The 20,472-nt window shown below is 72.5% G+C and carries 23 protein-coding genes; 15 read left to right on the top strand and 8 right to left on the bottom strand.

Features of this window, described 5'->3' with window-relative positions; translation table 11 throughout:
* Nucleotides 1–13: 13 nt before the first annotated feature.
* Both ACZ4W5_RS00115 and ACZ4W5_RS00110 read right to left on the bottom strand, forming a co-directional pair.
* On the bottom strand, nt 14–403 hold the full coding sequence (locus ACZ4W5_RS00115) for a cupin domain-containing protein (RefSeq protein ID WP_465651617.1): 390 nt from the start codon (nt 401–403) through the stop codon (nt 14–16).
* 54 nt (nt 404–457) lie between these two features.
* The gene (locus ACZ4W5_RS00110) at nt 458–1,363 is read right to left on the bottom strand and encodes an alpha/beta hydrolase (protein ID WP_465652177.1); all 906 of its coding nucleotides are present in this window, start codon (nt 1,361–1,363) and stop codon (nt 458–460) included.
* 241 nt (nt 1,364–1,604) lie between these two features.
* Here ACZ4W5_RS00110 and ACZ4W5_RS00105 point away from each other — a divergent pair, with 241 nt between their 5' ends.
* The gene (locus ACZ4W5_RS00105) at nt 1,605–2,267 is read left to right on the top strand and encodes a TetR/AcrR family transcriptional regulator C-terminal domain-containing protein (RefSeq protein ID WP_465652175.1); all 663 of its coding nucleotides are present in this window, start codon (nt 1,605–1,607) and stop codon (nt 2,265–2,267) included.
* A 692-nt stretch (nt 2,268–2,959) separates the two neighbouring features.
* Here ACZ4W5_RS00105 and ACZ4W5_RS00100 read toward each other — a convergent pair.
* Nucleotides 2,960–3,907, bottom strand: a complete 948-nt coding sequence (locus tag ACZ4W5_RS00100) for a LysR family transcriptional regulator (protein ID WP_465651615.1) — start codon at nt 3,905–3,907, stop codon at nt 2,960–2,962.
* Between the two features lie 175 nt (nt 3,908–4,082).
* Here ACZ4W5_RS00100 and ACZ4W5_RS00095 point away from each other — a divergent pair, with 175 nt between their 5' ends.
* The 3 genes from ACZ4W5_RS00095 to ACZ4W5_RS00085 all read left to right on the top strand — a co-directional run bounded on the left by ACZ4W5_RS00095 (nt 4,083) and on the right by ACZ4W5_RS00085 (nt 6,528).
* Nucleotides 4,083–4,976 carry an NAD-dependent epimerase/dehydratase family protein gene (locus ACZ4W5_RS00095; RefSeq protein WP_465651613.1) on the top strand — a complete coding sequence of 298 codons (894 nt, stop codon included), beginning with the start codon at nt 4,083–4,085 and terminating at the stop codon, nt 4,974–4,976.
* Nucleotides 4,973–5,869 carry an aldo/keto reductase gene (locus ACZ4W5_RS00090; protein WP_465651611.1) on the top strand — a complete coding sequence of 299 codons (897 nt, stop codon included), beginning with the start codon at nt 4,973–4,975 and terminating at the stop codon, nt 5,867–5,869. The genes ACZ4W5_RS00095 and ACZ4W5_RS00090 overlap by 4 nt, the downstream gene beginning before the upstream one ends.
* A gap of 95 nt (nt 5,870–5,964) precedes the next feature.
* The gene (locus ACZ4W5_RS00085; RefSeq protein ID WP_465651609.1) at nt 5,965–6,528 is read left to right on the top strand and encodes a hypothetical protein; all 564 of its coding nucleotides are present in this window, start codon (nt 5,965–5,967) and stop codon (nt 6,526–6,528) included.
* Between the two features lie 44 nt (nt 6,529–6,572).
* Here ACZ4W5_RS00085 and ACZ4W5_RS00080 read toward each other — a convergent pair whose 3' ends face one another.
* Nucleotides 6,573–6,962 carry a VOC family protein gene (locus ACZ4W5_RS00080; protein WP_465651607.1) on the bottom strand — a complete coding sequence of 130 codons (390 nt, stop codon included), beginning with the start codon at nt 6,960–6,962 and terminating at the stop codon, nt 6,573–6,575.
* Nucleotides 6,963–7,108: 146 nt separating this feature from the next.
* Between ACZ4W5_RS00080 and ACZ4W5_RS00075 the strand changes: the two genes are divergently transcribed.
* Nucleotides 7,109–8,305 carry an outer membrane protein assembly factor BamB family protein gene (locus ACZ4W5_RS00075; RefSeq protein WP_465651605.1) on the top strand — a complete coding sequence of 399 codons (1,197 nt, stop codon included), beginning with the start codon at nt 7,109–7,111 and terminating at the stop codon, nt 8,303–8,305.
* Nucleotides 8,306–8,412: 107 nt separating this feature from the next.
* Here ACZ4W5_RS00075 and ACZ4W5_RS00070 read toward each other — a convergent pair whose 3' ends face one another.
* Nucleotides 8,413–9,588: a S8 family peptidase gene (locus ACZ4W5_RS00070; protein WP_465652173.1), complete on the bottom strand. Its 1,176-nt coding sequence runs from the start codon at nt 9,586–9,588 to the stop codon at nt 8,413–8,415.
* An 880-nt stretch (nt 9,589–10,468) separates the two neighbouring features.
* Between ACZ4W5_RS00070 and ACZ4W5_RS00065 the strand changes: the two genes are divergently transcribed.
* Both ACZ4W5_RS00065 and ACZ4W5_RS00060 read left to right on the top strand, forming a co-directional pair.
* Entirely contained in the window at nt 10,469–10,645 is a 177-nt protein-coding gene (locus tag ACZ4W5_RS00065; RefSeq protein WP_465651603.1) for a DUF1918 domain-containing protein, read from the top strand.
* Nucleotides 10,646–11,069: 424 nt separating this feature from the next.
* Nucleotides 11,070–11,759, top strand: a complete 690-nt coding sequence (locus tag ACZ4W5_RS00060; RefSeq protein WP_465651601.1) for an alpha/beta fold hydrolase — start codon at nt 11,070–11,072, stop codon at nt 11,757–11,759.
* A 100-nt stretch (nt 11,760–11,859) separates the two neighbouring features.
* Here ACZ4W5_RS00060 and ACZ4W5_RS00055 read toward each other — a convergent pair whose 3' ends face one another.
* Complete coding sequence (locus ACZ4W5_RS00055; protein ID WP_465651599.1) at nt 11,860–12,330, bottom strand: ATP-binding protein; 471 nt, start codon at nt 12,328–12,330, stop codon at nt 11,860–11,862.
* Between the two features lie 101 nt (nt 12,331–12,431).
* Here ACZ4W5_RS00055 and ACZ4W5_RS00050 point away from each other — a divergent pair, with 101 nt between their 5' ends.
* The 4 genes from ACZ4W5_RS00050 to ACZ4W5_RS00035 all read left to right on the top strand — a co-directional run bounded on the left by ACZ4W5_RS00050 (nt 12,432) and on the right by ACZ4W5_RS00035 (nt 14,354).
* The gene (locus tag ACZ4W5_RS00050; protein WP_360243596.1) at nt 12,432–13,313 is read left to right on the top strand and encodes a helix-turn-helix domain-containing protein; all 882 of its coding nucleotides are present in this window, start codon (nt 12,432–12,434) and stop codon (nt 13,311–13,313) included.
* A complete protein-coding gene (locus tag ACZ4W5_RS00045) occupies nt 13,310–13,498 on the top strand; it encodes a DUF397 domain-containing protein (RefSeq protein ID WP_465651597.1) in 189 nt (62 codons plus the stop codon). The genes ACZ4W5_RS00050 and ACZ4W5_RS00045 overlap by 4 nt, the downstream gene beginning before the upstream one ends.
* A 63-nt stretch (nt 13,499–13,561) precedes the next feature.
* Nucleotides 13,562–13,762, top strand: coding sequence for a DUF397 domain-containing protein (locus tag ACZ4W5_RS00040; RefSeq protein WP_465651595.1), 201 nt, complete (start codon nt 13,562–13,564; stop codon nt 13,760–13,762).
* A 112-nt stretch (nt 13,763–13,874) separates the two neighbouring features.
* Nucleotides 13,875–14,354 carry an RICIN domain-containing protein gene (locus ACZ4W5_RS00035; protein ID WP_465651593.1) on the top strand — a complete coding sequence of 160 codons (480 nt, stop codon included), beginning with the start codon at nt 13,875–13,877 and terminating at the stop codon, nt 14,352–14,354.
* An 85-nt stretch (nt 14,355–14,439) separates the two neighbouring features.
* Here the strand turns inward: ACZ4W5_RS00035 and ACZ4W5_RS00030 are convergent, their stop codons facing one another.
* On the bottom strand, nt 14,440–15,432 hold the full coding sequence (locus ACZ4W5_RS00030) for an Lrp/AsnC family transcriptional regulator (protein WP_465651591.1): 993 nt from the start codon (nt 15,430–15,432) through the stop codon (nt 14,440–14,442).
* 285 nt (nt 15,433–15,717) lie between these two features.
* Between ACZ4W5_RS00030 and ACZ4W5_RS00025 the strand changes: the two genes are divergently transcribed.
* The 3 genes from ACZ4W5_RS00025 to ACZ4W5_RS00015 all read left to right on the top strand — a co-directional run bounded on the left by ACZ4W5_RS00025 (nt 15,718) and on the right by ACZ4W5_RS00015 (nt 18,998).
* Nucleotides 15,718–17,289: an MFS transporter gene (locus ACZ4W5_RS00025; RefSeq protein ID WP_465652171.1), complete on the top strand. Its 1,572-nt coding sequence runs from the start codon at nt 15,718–15,720 to the stop codon at nt 17,287–17,289.
* A 185-nt stretch (nt 17,290–17,474) separates the two neighbouring features.
* Entirely contained in the window at nt 17,475–18,494 is a 1,020-nt protein-coding gene (locus tag ACZ4W5_RS00020; RefSeq protein ID WP_465651589.1) for a hypothetical protein, read from the top strand.
* Nucleotides 18,495–18,644: 150 nt separating this feature from the next.
* On the top strand, nt 18,645–18,998 hold the full coding sequence (locus ACZ4W5_RS00015; RefSeq protein ID WP_465651588.1) for a hypothetical protein: 354 nt from the start codon (nt 18,645–18,647) through the stop codon (nt 18,996–18,998).
* On the opposite strand, the gene ACZ4W5_RS00010 is transcribed toward ACZ4W5_RS00015, so the two are convergent.
* A complete protein-coding gene (locus ACZ4W5_RS00010) occupies nt 18,926–19,222 on the bottom strand; it encodes a DUF1330 domain-containing protein (RefSeq protein ID WP_360243617.1) in 297 nt (98 codons plus the stop codon). The two genes, ACZ4W5_RS00015 and ACZ4W5_RS00010, sit on opposite strands and share 73 nt — an antisense overlap.
* Before the next feature lie 264 nt (nt 19,223–19,486).
* Here ACZ4W5_RS00010 and ACZ4W5_RS00005 point away from each other — a divergent pair, with 264 nt between their 5' ends.
* Nucleotides 19,487–20,221 (top strand): hypothetical protein, encoded by a 735-nt coding sequence (locus tag ACZ4W5_RS00005; RefSeq protein ID WP_465651586.1) that lies wholly within the window; start codon nt 19,487–19,489, stop codon nt 20,219–20,221.
* Nucleotides 20,222–20,472 lie beyond the last annotated feature (251 nt).

Here is a 20,472-nt window from a genome sequence, read left to right as displayed (position 1 = left end):
TGCTGATACGGCGCTAGGCGTGGGCCCGCTCCTCGAGACGGCTGCCTTGCGGCAGGGTGACGCTCAGGATGTCGCCCGGGGCGTCCAGTTCGATGCGGTGCCAGCGCCCGCGTGGCACGATGACCGCTTTTCCGGCCGCCAGTTCGACTTCCTCCTGCTCCCCGCCCGCCTGCAGGGGCCGGAAGCAGAGGTGTATGCGGCCGGTGAGGCAGGAGACGACCTCGTCCGCGTGGGGATGGATTTCCCAGTGGTCGGCGTGGAGGTCGGCGTCGGTGGCGACGTGGAACGCCATCACCTGCCACCCATCCCGCTCGGGGTCGAAGGTCGGCTGCTCGGCGCGCACCTGGCCGTCGGGGCGAAGGTGCAGAAAGGACTCGAAGAGATCGATCGTGGTGATGGTCATGTCGGTATTCCCTTCGCTCGGTTGACGTTCGTTCCGGGTCTGTGGCCGTCTCATTCAGGCCAGGGCGCGGCGCAGGACTGCGGCGAGTTCGTCGATCTGCCGCCGGGACACTTCGGCGGATACCGCCGCCTGTGACCCGTGGAAGGTGCCGGCCCACTGGTGCAGGTCGACGGGTACGCCGGCCTGCAGGAGCCGCAGCGCGTAGGCGATGGCCTCGTCGCGGTTCGGGTCGAACTGCGCGGTGGCGATGTGGGCGGCCGGCAGACCGGACAGGTCGGTGGCCCGTGCCGGGGCGGCGTACGGTGAGACGGACGCCGCGTCCTGACTCGGGCCCAGGTAGTGCCGCCACGACGCGGAGACCTTCTCCCGTGTCATGAACGGAGTTGCGGTGAAGTGCCTTGCCGACCACATCTGCTGACGGTCGTCGAGCGCGGGCTGGTTGAGTAGCTGGAAGCGGATCGAGGGCCCCTGCCGGTCGCGTGCCCGTAGTGCGGCGGCGGCCGCGAGGGTCGCGCCGGCGCCGTGGCCGCCGATGGCGATCCGCGCCGGGTCGACGCCGAGTTCGTAGGCGTGGCCTGCCGCCCAGGCCAGCGCGGCGTAGGTGTCGTCGAGGGCGGCCGGATAGGGGTGCTCGGGGGCTCGGCGGTAGCCCACCGAGATCACCACGGCGCCGGATCCGTGGGCGACCCGGACGGCCCAGGGGTGCTCGGTGTCCAGATCTCCCATGACGAATCCGCCGCCGTGCAGCCACAGGATCGCGCCGTGGGCCTCTTGCGGGCGGTAGATCCGCACCGGCACCTGCGGGTCGGCGTCCACCGTGCGCTCTTCGATCTCCAAGCCGGTGGTGTCGGGGGCGGGCGCGGCGGCGGCCAGCTGGGCGAGGCTGTTGCGCGCGGCAACGGGATCGCTCAGATCGGCCCGGGGGAACGCCGGGACGGCGGTTTTCAACTCGGGATCCAGGCCGGTCAGCGGCGGACTCGCCATTTCGGCGAGACCGTTGGTCAATCGGGTGCGGCTGTCGGGCGGATTGCTCATGACGACCTTCCCTGAAGGAGCTGAACCAAGGGGAAGTGAACAGCGTTAACAGTGAACGACGTTCACGGTGAACGCTGTTCACGCTAGGGATAGAGTGGACCCCTGTCAAGCCGAGGGCGGGCCACCGGGCATCGGCGGCCGCCCATGAGAAGAAGGGAGCGTGCGCATGCTGCTGCGCCGGCCCAACGTCGTGACCGGGGCCCTCGACCTCCTCGATGCCGAGGGACTCGACGGCCTGACCATGCGCAGGCTCGGCGTCGCGCTCAACGTCCAAGCCGGTGCGCTCTACCGCCACTTCCCCAACAAGGACGCACTGCTGGACGCGATGGCCGACCAACTGCTGGAAGGGGTCGGCGCGCCGCTGCCATCCGACCTGTCCTGGCCCGATCAGCTGGAGCTTCTGGGTGAACGTCTGCACACGGCGCTGCTGAGCCGCCGCGACGGCGCCCGGGTGGTCTCCGGAACCTTCGCCCCCGGACCGCACACGATGGCCGCGAGCCGCCGTGCGGCGCAGGTGCTCGCCGAGGCCGGATTCCCGCCGAATCGCGCCTGGGAGCACACCTTCGCGGTGTTCTACTTCATCCTCGGCCACACCATCGAGGAACAGGCCCAGTCCCGCATGCCGACCGGCGACAACTGGACGGCACGTCTGGCGGTCGCCGGGCTGGACACCGACGACCCGCTCGCAATGGGACTGAAGACACTGGCCGCCACCAACCCCAGCGAGCGGTTCTCCAACGGCCTGCGCGTCTTCCTCGCAGGGATCCGGCAGCACGCACCCGAGGCCGTGGTCGGCCCGAACGAGGCAGAGACCACCCGCGATTCCTGATCTCCTTCTCAACAGGGCAAAGGTTCTCTGATGCGGCACCAGCAGAACTGTGTGACACCCATGTCTGTTCGTCCGTCTGTTCGTCCGTCTGTTCGTCCGTCTGGTCGCCGAGTAGGTCGTGGGGAGGAGACCGCCGTGGTTGGTGTCGGACGACTTGTGGGCGCCGGATCGAGCTGCTACTGCCGGCGCGGCAGCAGCGGCTTCACAAGCTCGGCCGCCCGCCGCTGAACGACCGGGGCTGTGTGCAGGGGGATCCTGTTCGTGCCGCACACCGGGGTCCAGTGGGAGTGGCTGCCGAAGGAGCTCGGAAAGGCCGGTCGGCCACGTCATCGGCCGTGGCAGCTGTTCGCCATCCACGAGGCCCTCCTCAAACTGGCCTGCTGCGCGATCACCTACCGACGCGTCCGAGCCTTGTGTCAGCTCCTCCGAGCGGCGGTCGGTCTGCCCGGCACCCCATCTGGCGGGGCGTCAGCTCGCCCGCCGCGATCCCGCCCGGCTGGTGGTGCAGCGGACCGACAGCGCTCCGCCAGGGCCTCGTCCGGTTCGGTGACGCCGAGTTCGGCCAACGCCTCCCGGAACGACTCCATCAGGTCGACGAACCGCTCGCCCCGCCCCGGCCTCCGACTGTCCGGCCGTCAGGCCCAGACGGTCGGGCCCGGCCGTGAACACGGCGGCGGGGAAGGCCCGTCGCGTCAGGAGTCGGCCGATGTGCGAGCGGCGGACGCTCCCGCCCCGCCACCGGCCAGGCGGGCGGCCAGGTCCTCGGCCAGGCGGGCGGGGTGGCCCCGGCGGCGGCGGGAGAGGGCGAGGCCGAGGTGGCGGCGGGGGCCGGGTTCGGCGAGGGGGAGGGCGACCAGGTCGGGGTGCGGGGCGAGGCCGATCTCGGGGATGAGGGCGATGCCGATCCCGCCGCGGACGAGGGACTGGGCGAACTCGTAGTCGGTGGCGGTGCAGGAGATCCGCAGCTCGACGCCGGCCAGGGCGGCGTGGTGGGCGAGCTGGCCGGCGGACTTGCGGCAGCCCAGGATCCAGCGCTGGTCGGCGAGTTCGGCCAGGTGCGGCGGTTCGGGCCGGTCCCGGTAGCGGATCGCGGCCGGGTGCCGGACGGGCAGGACGACCCGGAGCGGGTCCGCGCCGAGCGGGGTCCAGTCCAGGCCGGAGCGGTCGCCGGGGCGGCTGGGCGGCGGCCCGTCGAGGTGGTACGCGAGGGCGAGGTCGGCCCGGCCTTCGCGGACGGCGGGCAGGCTCTCCTCCGGTTCGGCCTCCAGGACGGTGAGTTCCACCTCGGGGTGGTCGGCGGCGAAGGCGGCGAGTGCCGCGGGCAGCAGGCGGCGGCCGCCGCTGGCGAAGGTGGCGATGGTCAGGGCGGTCCGTTCGGCGGTCAGCCGGTCGATCCGCTGCCGGGTGTCGGCGAGTTCGGCGGCGATCGCGTCGGCGGCCTCGACCAGCAGGCGGCCCGCGTCGGTGAGGGTGACCCCCCGGGTGGAGCGCTCCACGACGGGCGCCCCGAGGCCGCGCTCCAGTGCGGCGACCTGCTGGGAGACGGCCGAGGGCGTGCAGTGCAGGGTCTGCGCCGCCTGGTTGAAGCTGCCGCGGCGGGCGACCTCGCGCAGGACGGCCAGCCGCTGGACGTCGATCAACAGTTCTCCTTATGACGGGGGCTCCAGCTCGACACTACTGCTGTCGTCCGGCTCACGGCAGGCTGACCACCGGAGCCGGCCCGCGAAGGTGCGGGGCGGCACGGAACAGCGACGGCACAGCGGCGGCACGGGGACGGCACGGTACGAACCGGGCCCGGCAGAGGGGATCGAGACGGTGGACGTGTGCGTGATCGGCGGGAGCCGGTACTTCGGGAGGCAGTTGATCGAGGAGCTCCGCGACGCGGGCGCAGCGGTGACGGTGGTCAACCGCGGCTCGGCCCCCGCCCCGCACGGCGTGACCCACCTGCGCGCCGACCGCGACGACGAGGCCGCGCTGAACGCCGCGCTCGGCGACCGGCGCTTCGACGCCGTCGTGGACCAGGTCTGCTACACGCCCGTCCAGGCGGCCGCCGCCGCGCGGGTGTTCGCCGACCGCACCCCGCGCTACCTGCTCACCTCCACCGTCGAGGTCTACGCCCACCTCGGCCGCCCCGGCGGCGCACCGCTGCCGGAGCCCGCGCTCGACCTGTCGGCCGAGCGGGTGGACCTGCAACTTCCCTGGTCCGAGCCGGGGTTCCTGGCGGCCCACTACGCCGAGGGCAAGCGCCAGGCGGAGGCCCTGCTCACCCGGCTGGCACCCTTCGAGCTGGTCACCGTCCGCACCGCGCACGTCCTCGGCGGCGCCGACTTCACCGGGCGGCTGGCGCACTACGTGGAGCGGATCGGACGCGGCCTGCCGGTGGCCGTGCACCCGTCGCCGCAGCGCGCGTCCTTCGTCCACGCGCCGGAGATCGCCCGGTTCCTGGCCTGGGCCGCGCGGGCGGACTTCACCGGTCCGGTCAACGCGGCCTCCCCGGAGGCCCTGGACGTACGGGAGTTGTGCGAGGTCGTCGGCCAGGTGGTCGGCCTGGAGCCGGAGTTGACCGTCGCCGACGCGGGCGGGCACCACTCTCCGTTCTCCTTCGACCGGTGCTACGCCATGGACACCGGCCGGTCGGCCCACCAGGGCTTCCGCTTCTCCCCCGTCACCGACTGGCTGCCCCAGGCCGTCAAGGAGGCCCACGCATGACCACGATCCCCGCAACTCCCGCCGTCCGCCGGATCGGTGGCATCAGCCTCGGCGCGATCGGCCTCGGCGCGATGCCACTGTCGGTCGAGGGGCGCCCGGCCGACGAGCAGGCCGTCGCCACCGTGCACGCCGCCCTGGACGCGGGCGTGACGCTGATCGACACCGCCGACTCCTACCACTGGCACGCGGACGAGGTCGGCCACAACGAGCGCCTGGTCGCCCGCGCCCTCGCCGCGTACGGCGGCGGCACGGACGACGTCCTGGTGGCGACCAAGGGCGGGCGGGGGCGCCCCGGCGACGGCAGTTGGACGGTCGACGGCGACCCGCGCCACCTGCGCCGGGCCGCCCGGGCCTCGGCCGCGCGACTGGGCATCGAGGCCATCGGCCTCTACCAGCTGCACAAGCCCGACCCCGCGGTGCCCTTCGCCGAGTCGGTCGGCGCGCTGCGCGAGCTGGTGGACGCGGGGACGGTACGGCTGGTCGGCGTCTCCAACGTGGACTGCGCGCAGATCCGCACCGCCCGGGAGATCCTCGGCCCGCACCTGGTCTCCGTGCAGAACCGTTTCTCCCCGGCGTACACCGCCACCCGCGACACCCTCGACCTGTGCACCGAACTCGGCCTGGCCTTCCTCCCTTGGAGCCCCCTCGGCGGCATCTCCGCCAGCGCCGTCGACGATCCAGGGGCCGCCGCACCGGCGACCGACACCCCGTTCCACACCCTCGCCCGCGCCCGGGGCGTCAGCCCCCAGCAGGTCTGCCTGGCCTGGCACCTCGCCCAGTCCCCCGCCGTCCTGCCGATCCCCGGCGCCCGCCGCCCCGCCTCCATCCGCGACTCCGCCGCCGCGGCCGGGCTCGTGCTGACGGCCGAGGAACTGGCGACACTGCACCTGTAGTCGCACACACTGCAGCCGTAGTGCCGGACGGGAGGTCGTCCGGGCGCGAAATATCCGCTGGTGATCCACGATCGCGCCCGGTAGGACTGGGCGGCATGTCGCACAACCTCGTCTTCCCGCTGCTCCGGACCCCCGACCTCGACGCCGTCTTCGACCTCGCCGACCGGCTCCTCGCACTCGGCGCCGTCGCCGAATCCGAGCGGATCGACGGAACCGAGCTCTGGGCCAGGGTCCCGACCAGGATGGCACTCAAGCAACTGCTGGAAGCCGTCCCGGAGGCCCGCGTCCACGAGGGGATCCGGAAGGCCGCGGAGACGCCGGAGGACGCCCCCGTACCGCCCGAGGACGACTACGGCGCCTATCTCGAACTCCCCACCCCCCAGCACGCCCGCGCTGCCACCCACGCGGCACTGCGCGTCCACGACCGCCTCCAGGTCCACTGGAACGACCTCTGCTGGCCGGCCGTGCCCGCACTCGGGCTGTCGTGGACCCGGAGACACGCCCACCTCCAGGTCAACACCCATCACGAGGCCGAGGGCCTCGACCACCCGTGGACGCCGCACCACATGCTCTACCTCCACGCGGGCGACGACCTCCACGCCGAGTGGCTGGCAGCCCAGGTCGGCGCGACCCTCATCGGCGAGCCGTACATCTACTGACCCCGACCAGCAACGGGCCCCGGCTGCCCCGGCGGGTCAGGCGCTCAGGCCTCCGCCTCCATGGCGGCCCGCTCGGCCGCGCTGCGGAGCACGCAGAACTCGTTGCCCTCGGGGTCGGCGAGCACGGCCCACCCGGCACCGTCCGGCTCGCGGCGGTCGGCGACGAGGGTGGCGCCGAGTGCCAGCAGCCGTGCCACCTCCTGGTCGCGCGGGCCCTCCGGGCGCAGGCACAGGTGGAGGCGGTTCTTGACCGTCTTGGGCTCGGGCACCTGGCTGAAATACAGCACCGGCCCCTCCGTGAGCATCACCGCCACCTCTTCGTCCCCGGGCTCGTCGCCCGGGCCGAGCGGTCGGCCCGTCACCTCGCTCCAGAAGCGGGCCAGCTCATAGGCGTTGGCGCAGTCGATCGCCACGTTCTGCAGTACCGAGACCATGCGCCCGAGCCTCCCCGATTCCCCCACCGACCGCCACCGGGTTCCCGCGATGCTCCGCACACCCGGCGACGGCCCCCGGGGCGCACCCGGGGCGGCCACGGGGCGGCCACGGGAACCATCCGGCCGGGTACCAGGTCCTGTACGGAGTGACTCCAGAAGCAGCAGCCCAGAACCCGCCGGCCCGCCCCCACGCCAACCACGTCAACCACGCCAACCAGGCCAACCAGATCAACCGCAGGCGGCTGCTGTTGAGCGCCGCGGGCGGCATCGGCGCGCTGGCCGTCGCGGGCGGGGCCCGCTGGTGGGCGGGCCGGGACGCCGAGCACGGCCCCCGGCTCTGGAGCACGACCGCCGCGACCGGGCGGGTCCTGCTGGCCGACGGCCCGCGGCAGGGCCTCTACGTCTCCGGGTACGACGGCACCCTGCACGCACTCGACCCGCGCACCGGCGCCGTCCGCTGGAGCCGGGTGGTCGACTCGCCCACCCCGGACACCGACGGCATGGGCGGCCGTCCGTCGGCGACGGGCGACGGCGCGGTGTACACGGCCGCCTCGACCGGACTGCGGGCGCTGGACGCCGCCACCGGTGAGGTCCGCTGGCAGGTGCCGGTGCCGGAGTGGGCCGAGCTGCCCGTCGGGCAGGAGCCGCTCGCCGCCGGTGGCGGCGGCGTGTTCGCGGTCCACGGGGGTGCGCTCCACGCCTACGACCCGGCCACCGGCACGGAGCGCTGGAGCACGACGTCGGGCGCCGGGGGCTTCCTGGCCGCGGACGGCGACGCCGTGTACACCGGCGGGGCAGCGGCCCGCGCCTTCGACGCGCGCACCGGCGAGCAGCGTTGGGTGCAGGAGACCGTCCCCGGCGTCAACAGCACCCCCGTCGTCCACCGGGGCGCCGTTCTGCTCACGTACCCCGGCGGGACCGCGACCACCACGTGGGTCTGCTCCCTGGAGGCGGCCACCGGCCGGGTGCGCTGGCAGCGCATGCAGCGCGGCGCGAGCGACCGCCCGCTGTCGGCCGCGGACGGAACGGTCTGCTTCCTCAGCGGGACGCAGCTGGTCGGGATGGACACAGAGAGCGGCGAGCCGCGCTGGACGGCCACCGTGACGTTGGGCCTGGGCCGCGGGCAGAGCTCGATGCTCGCCGCGAACGGCACCGCGTACGTCGGCACCAACGACGACCGGCTGTTCGCCTTCGACCTCGCCACCGGCAGCCCGCGCTGGCAGGACGCCCCGGACAACCTCCGCTCCGACACCGGGTACACCCGTGTCTCGCTGGCCGCCGCCGGTTCCACCGTCTACCGCAGCAGCCGCACCGGCCTCCACGCCCTGGGCACCCTGACCTGAGGCGCCCCCGGCACGTCGTGGCGATCGACCTCCATGACGCCTCGTCACATCGACCGCGCACCGGACGCGCCCCCAAGGGGTGTCTGGAACCGGGTGTAGTGGTCTGGTCAGAGGCCGTTGGTGAACAGCAGTTTGTTCGGGCTGTTGCTGCTCAGGTTCCGGACGATGTCCTTGGTGGACACGTCGTCCAGGAAGTCGGTGACCTCGGCCGGGAGCGCGTCGGGGTGCTTGGACTTGTAAAGGGCGGCGACTCCGGCGACGTGCGCTGCGGCCATCGAGGTGCCGTCGAGTGCGATGCTGCCGCCGCCGAGCTTCGCGGAGACGATGTCCTTCCCGGGGGCGTAGAGGTCGAGGCAGTCGCCCCAGTTGGAGAAGTCGGTCTCCTCGTCGAAGCGGTTGGTGGCGCCGACCGTGAACACCCGGGCGGCGGAGGCGGGTGAGACGCCGCAGGCGTCCCTGTTGTCGTTGCCGGCCTCGACGATCGGCAGGACGCCCCGGTCGGACACGGCCGTGGCGGCGGCATTGAGCGACTCCAGTCGGTCGCCGCTGAGGGAAGCGTTCAGGACAGCCGGCTGTTTGGCGTTGCGGGCCACCCAGTCGAAGCCCGCGATGACGCCCGACCAGGCGCCGCGTGAGTCGCAGTCCAGGACCCGAACGCTGACCAGGTTCACCTTCCGTGCGACGCCAGAGGCTGTACCGCCGACCGTACCGGCGACGTGTGTGCCGTGGCCGTTGCAGTCCGCGCCGTTGCGGCCGTCACCGATCGCGTCGAAACCCGCCCGCGCGCGGCCTCCGAAATCGGGGTGCTTGAAGTCGATGCCGGTGTCGACGATGTAGGCGGTCACGCCCTGAGCGCTGGCGCGCGCGGAGAAGTCGTTGTCGAGCGGCAGGAAGCGTTGGTCGATCCGGTCCAGTCCCCAGGACTGGGCCGGTGACCTCTGCAGGCTCCCGGGCGAGGAGACGGACCTGCCGGTCGCCCAGCCGTCTTCCTGCACCGATTCCACTCCGGGGGCCTTCCGGACGGCTTCGAGCTGCGTCGGGGTAAGGGCCGCGGCGAACCCGTTGACCGCGGAGGTGTAGGTGAACGTCGGCCTCAGCCCCATGAGCCCGGTGAGCTTCTTCGAATCGAGGGACTTGCCGAGAGTGACGATGTACCGGCCGGGAATGGCGTCCGCGGACCTCAGCAGCGGGGCCTGGGACGGTGCAGGTGCTGATGCCGCTGCGGAGCCTGCTGCCACGGGCATCAGGGCGAGAGCGGCGGCAGCAGTCAACTGCGCGGCCATGACGAACAGACGCAAGGAGATCTCCCTGGGTTCGGACGGAGGGACGGGCTGAGCAGCGACCGGAACCGGTGGCCCCGGGCCACGGCCCTTGCACTGCATCGGGCCGGCCACCGAAACGACTTGAGCCACCTGCCGCCTCGTGGCCCAGGTCATGCATCAGGACCACTCCCGCTGCGGAAACGATCACTCCCACCGGCACCATGCGCCGCCCCCCAGGACGGCCGCCACCGTACGCCTGACTCCCACGGCACTCTGCTGCCCCGGCCCGCACTCGAACAGGTCGGGAGACGGGCGCCTCCCGGCGTCAGGTTCTGGCTCAACTTCCGTGAGATGGCGCCGCACACGGCTGCGGCAGGCCCGGGAGCAGGCCGCTGACCTGCTGGTCGGCTGGTGCTGGCGAGACTGGCCGCTGGACCACCACGGAAGTTGGGCATGCCGACCGTTGACCCGTCCCCGGACGCCGACCCGACTACTTGCTGAGCGGGCCCGCCGGCCAGGAGTGTGCGCGGTGGCCTGTGAGGATGGAGCGCGGAGCCGCCGCGGGGGGGTAAGGACGAAGGCGCAGTTTGGGTGTCGCAGCAGGGACCGCGGGGCCTGGTCGAGCGGATGGAACACCACCAGGACGCGATCTACCTGGCGGCGATGGCCGCCGGCGGGCTGCGCACGATCTGACGCGGATGTTCCTCATCCCCTCGATCGTGGACCTGGGTCAGGACGAGGAGACAGACGGCACGGCGTAAGCAGCCGACGGGACTTCTTGTTGGAGCTTCCGGCCGATGTCACCCGCCCGGGTGAACGATGTGGATCTTGCTTCGTCTCGTCGGGGTCGGGCGGGCAGGGTGGGGGGCACGTAGTCCAGGACAAAGAGGAAGGACATCGAATGAAGGCCAACGTCGGCGACACAATCCTGCTCCCGAGCAAGGTCGCGGGCCAGACCGAGAGCGCCGAGATCATCGAGGTGCGCGGCGCGGACGGCGCACCTCCCTACCTGGTCCGCTACCCCGAGGGGCACACCGCGTTGGTCATGCCGGGGCCGGACGCCGTGATCGCCAGCTGACCAGCCTCCCCGCCCCTTGAGGTCCTCGACCGGCAGGATCGCGTGGTGAAGTTCCGGGCGACCAAGCACCCGGATGAGAACGGGCGCCGGAACGCGATGGCTGTCACCAACGTCGCGGGGCTGTCGGAGGACGACCCGCACCGAGCCCGGTCGGGCCTCGAGGGCGGTCGAGGCCCGCGGCCGTGCGGGGCCGACAGCATGCCCGGGACTGTGGCCGTCGGCCGGTCTTACGGTGGCAGTAGCCCTCCGGCCGCCCTCCCCGCCCCCGCAGCAGTTATCGCGTTCCGGCACAGTCCGGGTGCTCCGCCGGGCGGCCCTTGACGGTTGCGACGCGCGTCGGCGCGGGCCGGTCCTCGGAGCGCCGGAGTAGGTTCCGCCGGAGGCGGGCGATGTCCGGAGCGACGAACGACGGAGGTTGGGCACGGTGGCGACGTACGTACTGATCCACGGCGCGGCGGCGGACTCCTGGTACTGGGGGCCGCTGGCCGCCGAGTTGCGCGACCGGGGCCACGAGGTGATCGCGCCGGACCTGCCGTGCGAGGACGAGTCCGCCGGGCTCGCCGAGTACGCGGACGCGGTGGTCGGGGCGATCGGCAACCGGACCGAACTCGTCGTCGTGGCGCACTCGTTCGGCGGTTTCACCGGGCCGCTGGTGTGCGCACGGGTCCCGGTGGATCTGCTGGTCATGCTCCAGGCCCAGATCCCGGCCCCCGGTGAGACGCCCGGCGCGTGGTGGGACAACACCGGGTACGGAGCGGCCCGACAGGAGGCCGACCGGCGACGGGGTGTTCCCGAGGGCACCGAGGAGGACCCGGTCACCCTCTACCTGCACGACACCCCGGCACCCCTCGCGGCCGAGCTGATGGCGGATCATCAGCGCACCCAGGCCGCCGCACCGTTGGGCGAACCGTGGCCGCTGGACGCCTGGCCGCAGGTGCCGACCAAGGCCCTGCTGTCCGCCGGTGACCGCTTCTTCCCGGTGGAGTTCATGCGGCGGGTGACGGTCGAGCGGCTCGGCATCGAGCCGGACGAGCTGCCCGGCGACCACATGCCGATGCTCGGCCACCCGAAGGAACTGGCCGAGCGCTTGGAGGCGTACCGCGCCGCGCGGTAGCAGCCCTGGCGCGCGGGAGGAGTGGGAAGTCGGTGGGGCCGACTTCCCACTCCTCGTGGTTCACGGGCGCGAGGTGCCGGAGGTCCGGCTATGGCGGGGTTCAGTTGGCATCGGGGGCGGCATCGGCATCGGTGAGGTCGAGTTCGGCCCAGACGGTCTTGGCGTTGGGGTGACGGGGGATGGTGCCCCAGCGGTCGCTGAGGGCGTTGATGAGGAGCAGGCCCCGGCCGGACTGGGCGTGCGGCGTGGGGATGACGGGGAGGACGGGGGGCCTGTCGCCCCTGGGGTCGCTGATCTCGATGCGAAGGGTGGTGCCCCGGCGCGCGGTGGTGGTGAGGGAGAGGTGCAACTCGAACCCGCGCCCCGGAACGCGTCCGTGCAGGACGGCGTTGGTGGCCAGCTCCGCGACGATCAGCAGCGCGGAGTGGAAGGGGTCGGTGTGCGTCGAGTTCAGCCCCCAGCAGGTGAGTTGACGCCTCGCGATGCGGCGACACAGGGCGGCACCCTTGGGCGTGGCGGCGTGGAGGGTGGTGTGGCGGCGGGGTCTGTCGAGGGGGATTTGGGTCGTCATGGGAGAAAGCGTGGCGGGGCGGACGTACGCTGACCATGGATCCGGCGAGCACAGAGAGTGCTTGTACAGGTGCGGACAGCTTTTGTTTGGGGGTGGTCGCGGTGAGTGCGGCGCGCAACGATGGCGTGGGCGACGAGATTCGGCCGGAGCTTCCGGAGGATCTCGCCGAAGCCTCGGACTTCTTCCGAGCGATCGGCAAGCAGATCAAGCTCCTGCGGGAACGAGCCGGGATGACTCAGAAGGAGCTGGCTCACAGCGTGGGCTACGGAGAGCAGTTGATCCGATCGGTCGAACGGGGGGTGCGCACGCCACAGCCCGAGTTGCTGATCGCCGTTGACAGGGTCCTCAATGCTGGCGGCTTGCTGGCCGTTGCCGGGGACGACGTGGTGAAGGCCCGAGCCAAGGCGCGAGTGAAGCACCCCGCCTGGTTCCGAGGCTACGCAGTCTTGGAGGTCGACTCGATCGAGATGCACGACCTCGCCACCCTGGACATCCCCGGCTTGCTCCAGACCGAGGACCACGCACGAGCCGTGTACGCCATGAGGCAGCCGCCGTTGTCCGAAGAAGTGATCGAGATGCGGGTCGCAGCTCGAATGGCACGCCAGGAGGTACTGACCCGCTGGCCTCGGGGGATGTTCAGCTGGGTCATCGACGAGAGCGTGCTACGACGGCCCCTTGGCGGATGGGACGTGCACGCGGCTCAACTCCGTCGCCTCCTGGAGGTCGGACGGACGAGAGGGATGGTTATTCAGGTTCTCCCGCTGAACAGAACTGAACACGCCGGCATGGGCGGACCCTTCATTTTGATCACGCCGAAGGGACGGCCTCAGCACGCGTACATCGAGGTACAGACGAGCAGTAGGCTGATCAGCGATCCGGACGAGGTCCGAATCATGAACGCCCGCTACAACATCCTCAGGGCGCAGGCTCTTGACCCCGAGGAGACCCTGGCCTTGATCGAGAAGATCCTGGGAGAACGATGAGCACCGAGCTGGAATGGTTCAAGAGCAGCTACAGCGGCAATGAGGGTGGCGCCTGCATCGAGGTCGCCGAAACCCCTTACACCGTCCATGTCCGGGACTCCAAGGACAAGAGCGGCCCCCAGCTGGCCTTCGAGCCAGCTGCCTGGCAGGCCTTCGTGACGTTCGCCGCCACCACCGAGGTCTGACCGATCCCCCTCAACGGCCCACCACCTTCCCGGCGGCGGGCCGTTGGCGTACCGTCAGATGCCATGGAACTGGTCTGGTTCAAGAGCAGCTACAGCGGCAACGAGGGTGGCGAGTGCATCGAGGTCGCCGAAACCCCCGCCGCCGTCCACGTCCGGGACTCCAAGGACAGGAGCGGCCCCTGCCTCAGCTTCACCCCCGCCGCCTGGCAGGCCTTCCTCACCCTCGCGACCGCCACTGCTGCGCCGTCCCAGCTAAACGCCTGAACCACTTGGCCTACCCCCATCGAGTCGTCCACAAACGACCACCCTCCCACCCCTAGCTTCTCGGCCGGGCGGGCCCAGCCGGGCCCGCCGACCCCTTGAGCTAGGAGAAGCAGTGCGCATCACCCAGAAGGCCGTCGCCACCCTCGCGGCGGCCGCCTCCCTCACCGGTGTCGCCGTCCTGAACTGCGACACGGCCACCGCTGCCGTCCCGGTCACCGCTTCCCTCCAGGTCCAGAGCGACTACAACAACCTGGACGAGTACCTCGGAAGCGACGTCTGGACCCGCGACCCCGGCCTCACCTACCAGGCCTGGGTCCTCACCCCGCTCGGCAACGGCACCTTCACCATCAAGGGCACCCACTACGGCAAGTGCCTCGCGGCCGTCGGGCCCGGCAAGGCCGTCACCCAGCAGGCCTGCGATGCGAGCGACCTCGCCCAGCGGTGGATGGTCGAGCCCAGCGTGGACGCCACCGCCATCGCCAGCGTGAAGTACCTGGACTACGTCCTCCAGGCCAACGGGCAGGACCAGCGCGTCACCACCGAGCTGTCGATCGGCTCCCCGAACCAGCAGTGGACCGCCTACGTGAAGTAGTGGCACCCGGCCCCGGCCCGCCGCGCCCACCGGCAGGCCGGCGCCGCAGCACCGGTCACCCCAGCGCCGGCCACCCGAGCACCGGTCACCCCAGCGCCGGATGGATCAGCCGGCCGTGGTGGATCAGCGAGGCGGCCTGCTTGAGGCGGCGCACGCGGACGCTGATCTCGTAGCCGCGGATGCCGTCGATCCGGGCGAGGCGGTTGCTCAGGTAGCGGTAGAAGTCCGGGGTGTCCTTGCAGAACACGACGGCCATGATGTTGTGCCGGCCGCTGACGGCCGCGGCGAAGGCGACCTCGTCGTGTCGGCTGATCTCCTCGCCGATCCGGTGCAGCCCGGACAGGTCGACCTGGAGCCAGAGGGTGGCGTTGAGTTCGTAGCCGAGCCGCTCCGGCAGGGTGTCGATGTCGAACACCAGGGAACCGGAGGACTCAAGGGCCTCCAGGCGGCGGGCGACCCGCGCCTTGGACCAGCCGGTGACCTCGGCGAGGCGGGTGTGGGAGGCCCGGCCGTCCTCGGCCAGGGCGGCCAGCAGGGGAAGGTCCTCGTCGGTCGGGGTGAGCGGGGGGCCGACGGGCTCGGGACGCTCCCCGGCGAGCCGACGGACCTGATCCTCGGTGAGGGAGCCCTCGCCACCGGTCCAGCCGGCCGCGCGCTCGGGGCCGAAGGGGTGGATGAGCAGGTCGACGCTCATGTCGAGGACGGAGGCCGCCTTGGGGAGCTGCCGCAGCAGGACGTCGTCGCGGCCGGTACCGGCCGGTGAGCGGATGATGCAGTTGATCTCCGACCCGCCGGAGGCGATGCCCACGTAGGCGACGTCGGGCCTGCGGGCGAGGGACTCGGCGAGCGGCCCCACGGCGTCGGGGCGGCAGCGCAGGCGCGCGATCCACTCGGCCCGACCGTGGGCGGCCGGGCTGCTCAGGCCGACGACGCGCAGGACCCCGCTGCGGCGCAGCGCGGTGTAGCGGCGGGCCACGGTCTGCTCGGACACCCCGATGACCTCGGCGAGGCGGCGGAAGGGGACCCGCGGACCGTAGTGGAGTCCGTGGATGATCTTGCGGTCCAGGGCGTCTGGCATGGCGGAATCATCACACGGGCACCACCCGAATGGATGTTTCGCAACGTCCTCCGAGATCGTTCGGAGATCCTCGGCCCGCCGGGGTGAAGCTGGTCGGCGGCTCCGCGGTCGAGCGGCGGCCGGTGCGGGCCGCGCGGCCCGGCCGGTGCGCCCGGCCGTGAGCGGGCGCGCGCCGGACACGGCGGCGCTCTCACCGCCGCAGGCGCCCCGTACGGGCACCTAGCGCACCCGGTGCCCGTACGGCACCCTCCGCAGCCGAAGGAAGACTCCGTGAACTCTGCAACGATGCCAGGCGGCCCCAGGACCGGACGGGGCGTCACCCTCGTCATGGCCTGCCTGGGCGTCTTCGTCGCCTACCTGCCCGTGACCACCGTGTCGGTCAGCCTGCCCGCGATCCAGCAGGCGCTCGGCGCCACCACCGCCCAACTGTCCTGGGTGTCGGACGCGTTCGTGCTGCCGATGGCCGCGCTGATCCTGACCACCGGCGTGGTCGGCGACGTCCACGGCCGCAAGCGGGTGTTCCAGGTGGGCATGGCGCTGTGCGCGGTGGGCGCGGCGGTCTCGCTGGGCTCCGACTCCGTCCAGGTCCTCTGGGCCGGGCAGGCCGCCTCCGGCCTCGGCGCGGCCGCGCTGCTGCCCACCACGCTGGCGCTGATCAGCCACGCCGTGCCCGACCACCGGGAGCGCGGGAAGTTCATCGGGCTGTGGGCGATGTCCCTGCTGGCCTCGCTGGCCGTGGGCCCGCTGATCGCGGGCGTACTGCTGGAGCACGTCGCCTGGCGCTGGATCTTCCTGCTGCCCGTCCCGGTGTCGCTGGTCGTGCTGGTCGTCGCCGCGCTCCTGCTGCCCGACTCGCGCGCCCCGCACGGCCGTCGGCTCGACTGGCCGGGCCAGATCAGCGCGGCCGTGGCCGTCACCGCCGTGGTCTACGGCGTCATCGAGGGTGGCGCGAACGGCTTCGGCGAGCCCGCCGCGGTGGCCGCCCTGGTGCTCGGCGCGCTCGCCGCGGTCGTCTTCGTCGTCGTGGAGCGGCGCAGCCCCAGCCCCATGATCGACCCCGCCCTGTTCCGCAGCCCGGCCTTCACCGCCACCTCGCTGGTCGCCATGATCAGCTTCCTGGGGCTGATCGGCTTCTTCTTCGTCCTCAGCCTGTACTTCGGCCTGGTGCAGCACCTGACCACCCTCCAGGCCGCCCTGCGGATGGTCATGGTGACCGGGGCGTCGCTGGCCGCCAGCCTGCCCGTCGGGCGCCTGATGCACCGGGTGTCCGCCCGGGTCCTGATCACTACCGGCCTGGTCGTCACGGCGGGGTCGCTGCTGTCGCTGACCAACCTCGACGCCCACACCTCCTTCGGCTCGATCGCCTGGCGGCTGCTGCTGCTCGGGCTCGGCCTGGGCGCCGTGCTCACCCCGATGACCGCCACCGCCGTCTCCGCCGTCCCGCACCACCTGGCGGGCATGGCCGCGGCCGGCAACAACGCCTTCCGCCAGGTCGGCGGCGCCCTCGGCCCGGCCGTGCTCGGCGCCCTGCTGACCACCCGGGCCGTGGACGCGCTGCCCGGCCGGCTCGCGGACGCCGGGGTGCCGGCCACGACCGCCGGGCACGTCGTCGACGTCGCCCGCCAGCAGGGCCTCGGCGCCGTCGCCGGACTGGACCTCGGTCCGGCCACCGGCCAGGCCCTGACGGCGCTCAGCGGCTCCTTCCTGGACGGCCTGCGGCTCTGCCTGGTCGTCGCGGCCTCGCTCGCCCTGCTGGCCGCCCTCGCCTGCGCCGTGCTGCTGCGCCCGGCTCCGCCCCGGAGCCCGGCGGCGCGCACCGCCCCGGCCGCCGAGCGGGAGCCGGTTTCCGCTCCCTGACGCCCCTGACGCCCCGTGACGCTCTGTGGCGGGCCCCCGCCACCGGCGTCGCCATCGCCATCGCCACCGTCACCGCCACCGCCACCGCCACCGCCACCGCCACCGCCACCGGCAGCCCCTCGGGTTGTCGGTGGCACGTGTTAGGAAGGGTGTGCACCAACGGACGTGATGGACGGGGAACTGCTGTGGGGTGGATCGAGACCGACGCTTCGACACCAGCTCCGAAGCGCTGGGAGGGCTGGGAAGGCTGGGAGGGCTGGGCGGGCACGCTGCCCGAGCGCGAGGACGTGCGCCCGGTCGTGGCCGCGATACCGCGGATCGTCAAGGACGACCTGCGTTACGACGCGGTGCCCTGGGCCCGGTTCGACCACGCCTACGGCTCCGCCCAGGACGTCCCCGGCCTGCTGGAGACCGTCCGCCTCGGTGACGCGAACGGCTCCGAGGGGGCCCTGACCACGCTGTGGAACAGCCTTGCCCACCAGGGCGGTACCTCCACGGCCGGCGCCCTGGCCGTCCCCTTCCTGCTGCGCATCGCCTTCGCCCACCCCCGGCACCGTGCTTCGCTGGTGCGGCTGACGGCAGCGGTGGCGCACCGGATGCCCTGGGGCGACGGGACGCGTGGCGGCCTGCTGCGCGTCGGCCTCCCGGCGGACCGGCCGCGGTACGAGCCGGCCGGCAGCCTGGCCAACTGGTCGATCGAGGGGGCCCGTTCGGCCGTGGCCGCGGACGCGGCCCTGCTGCTCCACCTGCTGGACGACCCCGACCCGGAGGTCCGCCACGCCGTCGCCCACGCCGCAGCGGTCGTCCCGCCCCCGGCGCCCGTGGTCGCGGCCGTGCTGCACGGGCGCCTCGCCGTCGAGGACGACCCGGCGGTGCGGGCCTCCCTCGTCCTGGCCATCGGCCAACTCGCCTGGGAGACACGCGAACCAGAGACCACCGCGACCATGCACGCCTGGTGGCGGGACGAGGCCCGCCCGCCGGAGGTCCGGGTCAGCGCCGCCCTCGCCTGGCTCTGCCTGACCGACGACCCGATACCCGCCGACCTCGACGCCTTCCTCGACGCCACCGTCACCGACGACCTGGTCGAACTCCTCGCCGCCGTCCCCTGGCTGGACGCCGTCGAGGACCTCGACAAGCGCAACGGGCTGTCGGTCTGCCTGCACCAGATGCACCATCCCGAGGACTTCGCCTGGTTCGCCGACTGACCCGAGCGGCCGGGACCACCACCGGGGAGGAACGACGGCATATACGAATCCGAGCAGGCCTGGCGTGAGGTCGACGCCTACTTCGTCGACACCCTCGTCCCCGAGCACGACGCGCTGGTGCGGGCCCGGCGGTCCGGCGCGGCGACGACGATGCCGCAGGCCGAGGTCACCGCGAACCAGGGGAAGCTGCTGGCCCTGCTGTGCGGGATGAGCGGCGCCCGGCGGGTGCTGGAGTTCGGCACGCTGGCCGGTACAGCACCATCTGGCTGGCCCGCGCTGTCGGCGCGGACGACCGCCTGGAGGCCACGGCGCTCCAGACGGTCGGCTCCAAGGGCTGGGACGGTTTCACCGTCGTCCGCCGGGTGCGGTAGCCCCGGCGCGGTAGCCCGGACGGAAAGGGCCCGGACGGAGAGAGCCCGGATCGTAAGGGCTCAGAGGGCGGGCACGATCATCGCCGTGAACGGGACGGTGGCCGCCAGGCGCTCCTCCAGCAGCTCCCGGTAGGCGTCCGACTCGTAGGCGGCGTGGGCCTGTTCGGCGTCGGCGAAGCGCAGCACCACGGTGTGGCTGCCGCCGGGCGGGCGACCGCCCTCGCCCAGGTGGACCGTCCGGTCGGTGCTGGCGACCAGCTCCGCGGGGCCCAGCAGGACGGCGGCGGCGCCCTGGCGGTAGGCCTCCAGGCGCTCGGGGTCGGTGACGTCGTAGTTCAGGATGAGCAGGGCGGACACGTCGGCTCCTCGTCAACCGTTCGAAGGGGCCGGCCCGGTGGACGGCCCGTACCCCAGTGTCCGCCGTGACCGACGGCGTTCTGCGGGCGGGGTCCACCGGAGGGCAGGGGCCAGGGCGGGGCCCGGCCTGATCCACAAGACCCGTCCTGGGTACGGAACTTCCGGGCAGTGGCCTCGTTCGGCTCTTCCTTGTCGATCGGACGGCCGTGGCTCATCGCTTGGTGCGTGGACCAGTCCCCTCTCTTCCATCATCAGCGTGCCGCGATGCAAGAACAAGACTGCGATTTTCAGGCCGAGACCGGGACCATGGCTCGCATGGCCTCCCCTTTCCCGCACACCGGGACGCGTAGAGAAGTGGCTGCCCGGCTGACACACGTGCGCTGGATCGCCGGCGGCACGGGCGCCGGCAAGAGCACGCTGGCCCGGATCCTGGCCGACCGACACGACCTCGCGGTGTACGACGGCGACCGTGCGGAACACGGCTGGCTGGCGCGGTGCACGCCGCAGCGCCACCCGCGCCTGTCGGCCCTGCGCGAAGCGCCCCCGGGCGACATGTGGCGGGGCCGCACCCCCCGTCAGGTGTTCCAGGCGATGCCGGGCCTGCACGGAGAGACCGCCGGCTTCCTTGTCGACGACCTGCTCGCGATGCCCCGCGACCGCGTCATCCTGGTCGACTACTTCGGGATCCTGCCCGTTCACCTCGGACCGCTGCTGGGGCAGCCCGACCAAGCCGTCTTCCTCCTGCCCACACCCCGGTTCCGACGGAACGCACTCGCCGCGCGCTACGCGGATCCGGCCCGTGCGCGCGCCAACTGGGGTAGCAATGACCTCGAAACCACGCTCGCCACACGCCTCGGACGCGACGCCCTCTGGGATGAGGAGGTCCGCAGGCAAGCGGACAGGTACGGGCTCGACACCATCACGATCGACGGCGGAGTTCCCGTCACCGACCTGGCCGGTCAGGTGGCAACACGGTTCGGGCTGCTTTCCGGGGCATAAGGCCGAGTCCCCGCACACGCACCGCAGCGCGGCCCCCGGCCCCGGCCCCCGGCCCCGGAGCCCGGGCCGGCCCAACGCGTTCCCAGGTCGCCCGGGCTGCCCGATCGGCCCCGGAACGCGACGGGGGGGGGGGGGGGGGGGGGGGGGGGGGGGGAGGGGTCGGGGCCCGGGGGGGGGGGGGGGGGCGCCGAGAAGGGGAGAGGAGGGGGGAGGGGGTGTACCGCTCTCCCCCCACCAATCGCTCCCGCGGG

The sequence above is a fragment of the Kitasatospora sp. NPDC029367 genome (assembly GCF_055569135.1).
This window is presented reverse-complemented; position numbering and strand designations above follow the sequence as displayed.

Excerpts from the sequence above, each read along its gene's own strand:
- ACZ4W5_RS00040 (WP_465651595.1), top strand. The coding sequence starts at position 13,562 with ATGGAACTGGTCTGGTTCAAGAGCAGCTACAGCGGCAACGAGGGTGGC.
- ACZ4W5_RS00015 (WP_465651588.1), top strand. The coding sequence starts at position 18,645 with ATGCCGCAGGCCGAGGTCACCGCGAACCAGGGGAAGCTGCTGGCCCTG.
- ACZ4W5_RS00025 (WP_465652171.1), top strand. The coding sequence starts at position 15,718 with ATGCCAGGCGGCCCCAGGACCGGACGGGGCGTCACCCTCGTCATGGCC.
- ACZ4W5_RS00005 (WP_465651586.1), top strand. The coding sequence starts at position 19,487 with ATGCAAGAACAAGACTGCGATTTTCAGGCCGAGACCGGGACCATGGCT.
- ACZ4W5_RS00085 (WP_465651609.1), top strand. The coding sequence starts at position 5,965 with ATGTCGCACAACCTCGTCTTCCCGCTGCTCCGGACCCCCGACCTCGAC.
- ACZ4W5_RS00065 (WP_465651603.1), top strand. The coding sequence starts at position 10,469 with ATGAAGGCCAACGTCGGCGACACAATCCTGCTCCCGAGCAAGGTCGCG.
- ACZ4W5_RS00030 (WP_465651591.1), bottom strand. The coding sequence starts at position 15,432 with ATGCCAGACGCCCTGGACCGCAAGATCATCCACGGACTCCACTACGGT.
- ACZ4W5_RS00090 (WP_465651611.1), top strand. The coding sequence starts at position 4,973 with ATGACCACGATCCCCGCAACTCCCGCCGTCCGCCGGATCGGTGGCATC.
- ACZ4W5_RS00115 (WP_465651617.1), bottom strand. The coding sequence starts at position 403 with ATGACCATCACCACGATCGATCTCTTCGAGTCCTTTCTGCACCTTCGC.
- ACZ4W5_RS00045 (WP_465651597.1), top strand. The coding sequence starts at position 13,310 with ATGAGCACCGAGCTGGAATGGTTCAAGAGCAGCTACAGCGGCAATGAG.
- ACZ4W5_RS00055 (WP_465651599.1), bottom strand. The coding sequence starts at position 12,330 with ATGACGACCCAAATCCCCCTCGACAGACCCCGCCGCCACACCACCCTC.
- ACZ4W5_RS00070 (WP_465652173.1), bottom strand. The coding sequence starts at position 9,588 with ATGGCCGCGCAGTTGACTGCTGCCGCCGCTCTCGCCCTGATGCCCGTG.
- ACZ4W5_RS00080 (WP_465651607.1), bottom strand. The coding sequence starts at position 6,962 with ATGGTCTCGGTACTGCAGAACGTGGCGATCGACTGCGCCAACGCCTAT.
- ACZ4W5_RS00105 (WP_465652175.1), top strand. The coding sequence starts at position 1,605 with ATGCTGCTGCGCCGGCCCAACGTCGTGACCGGGGCCCTCGACCTCCTC.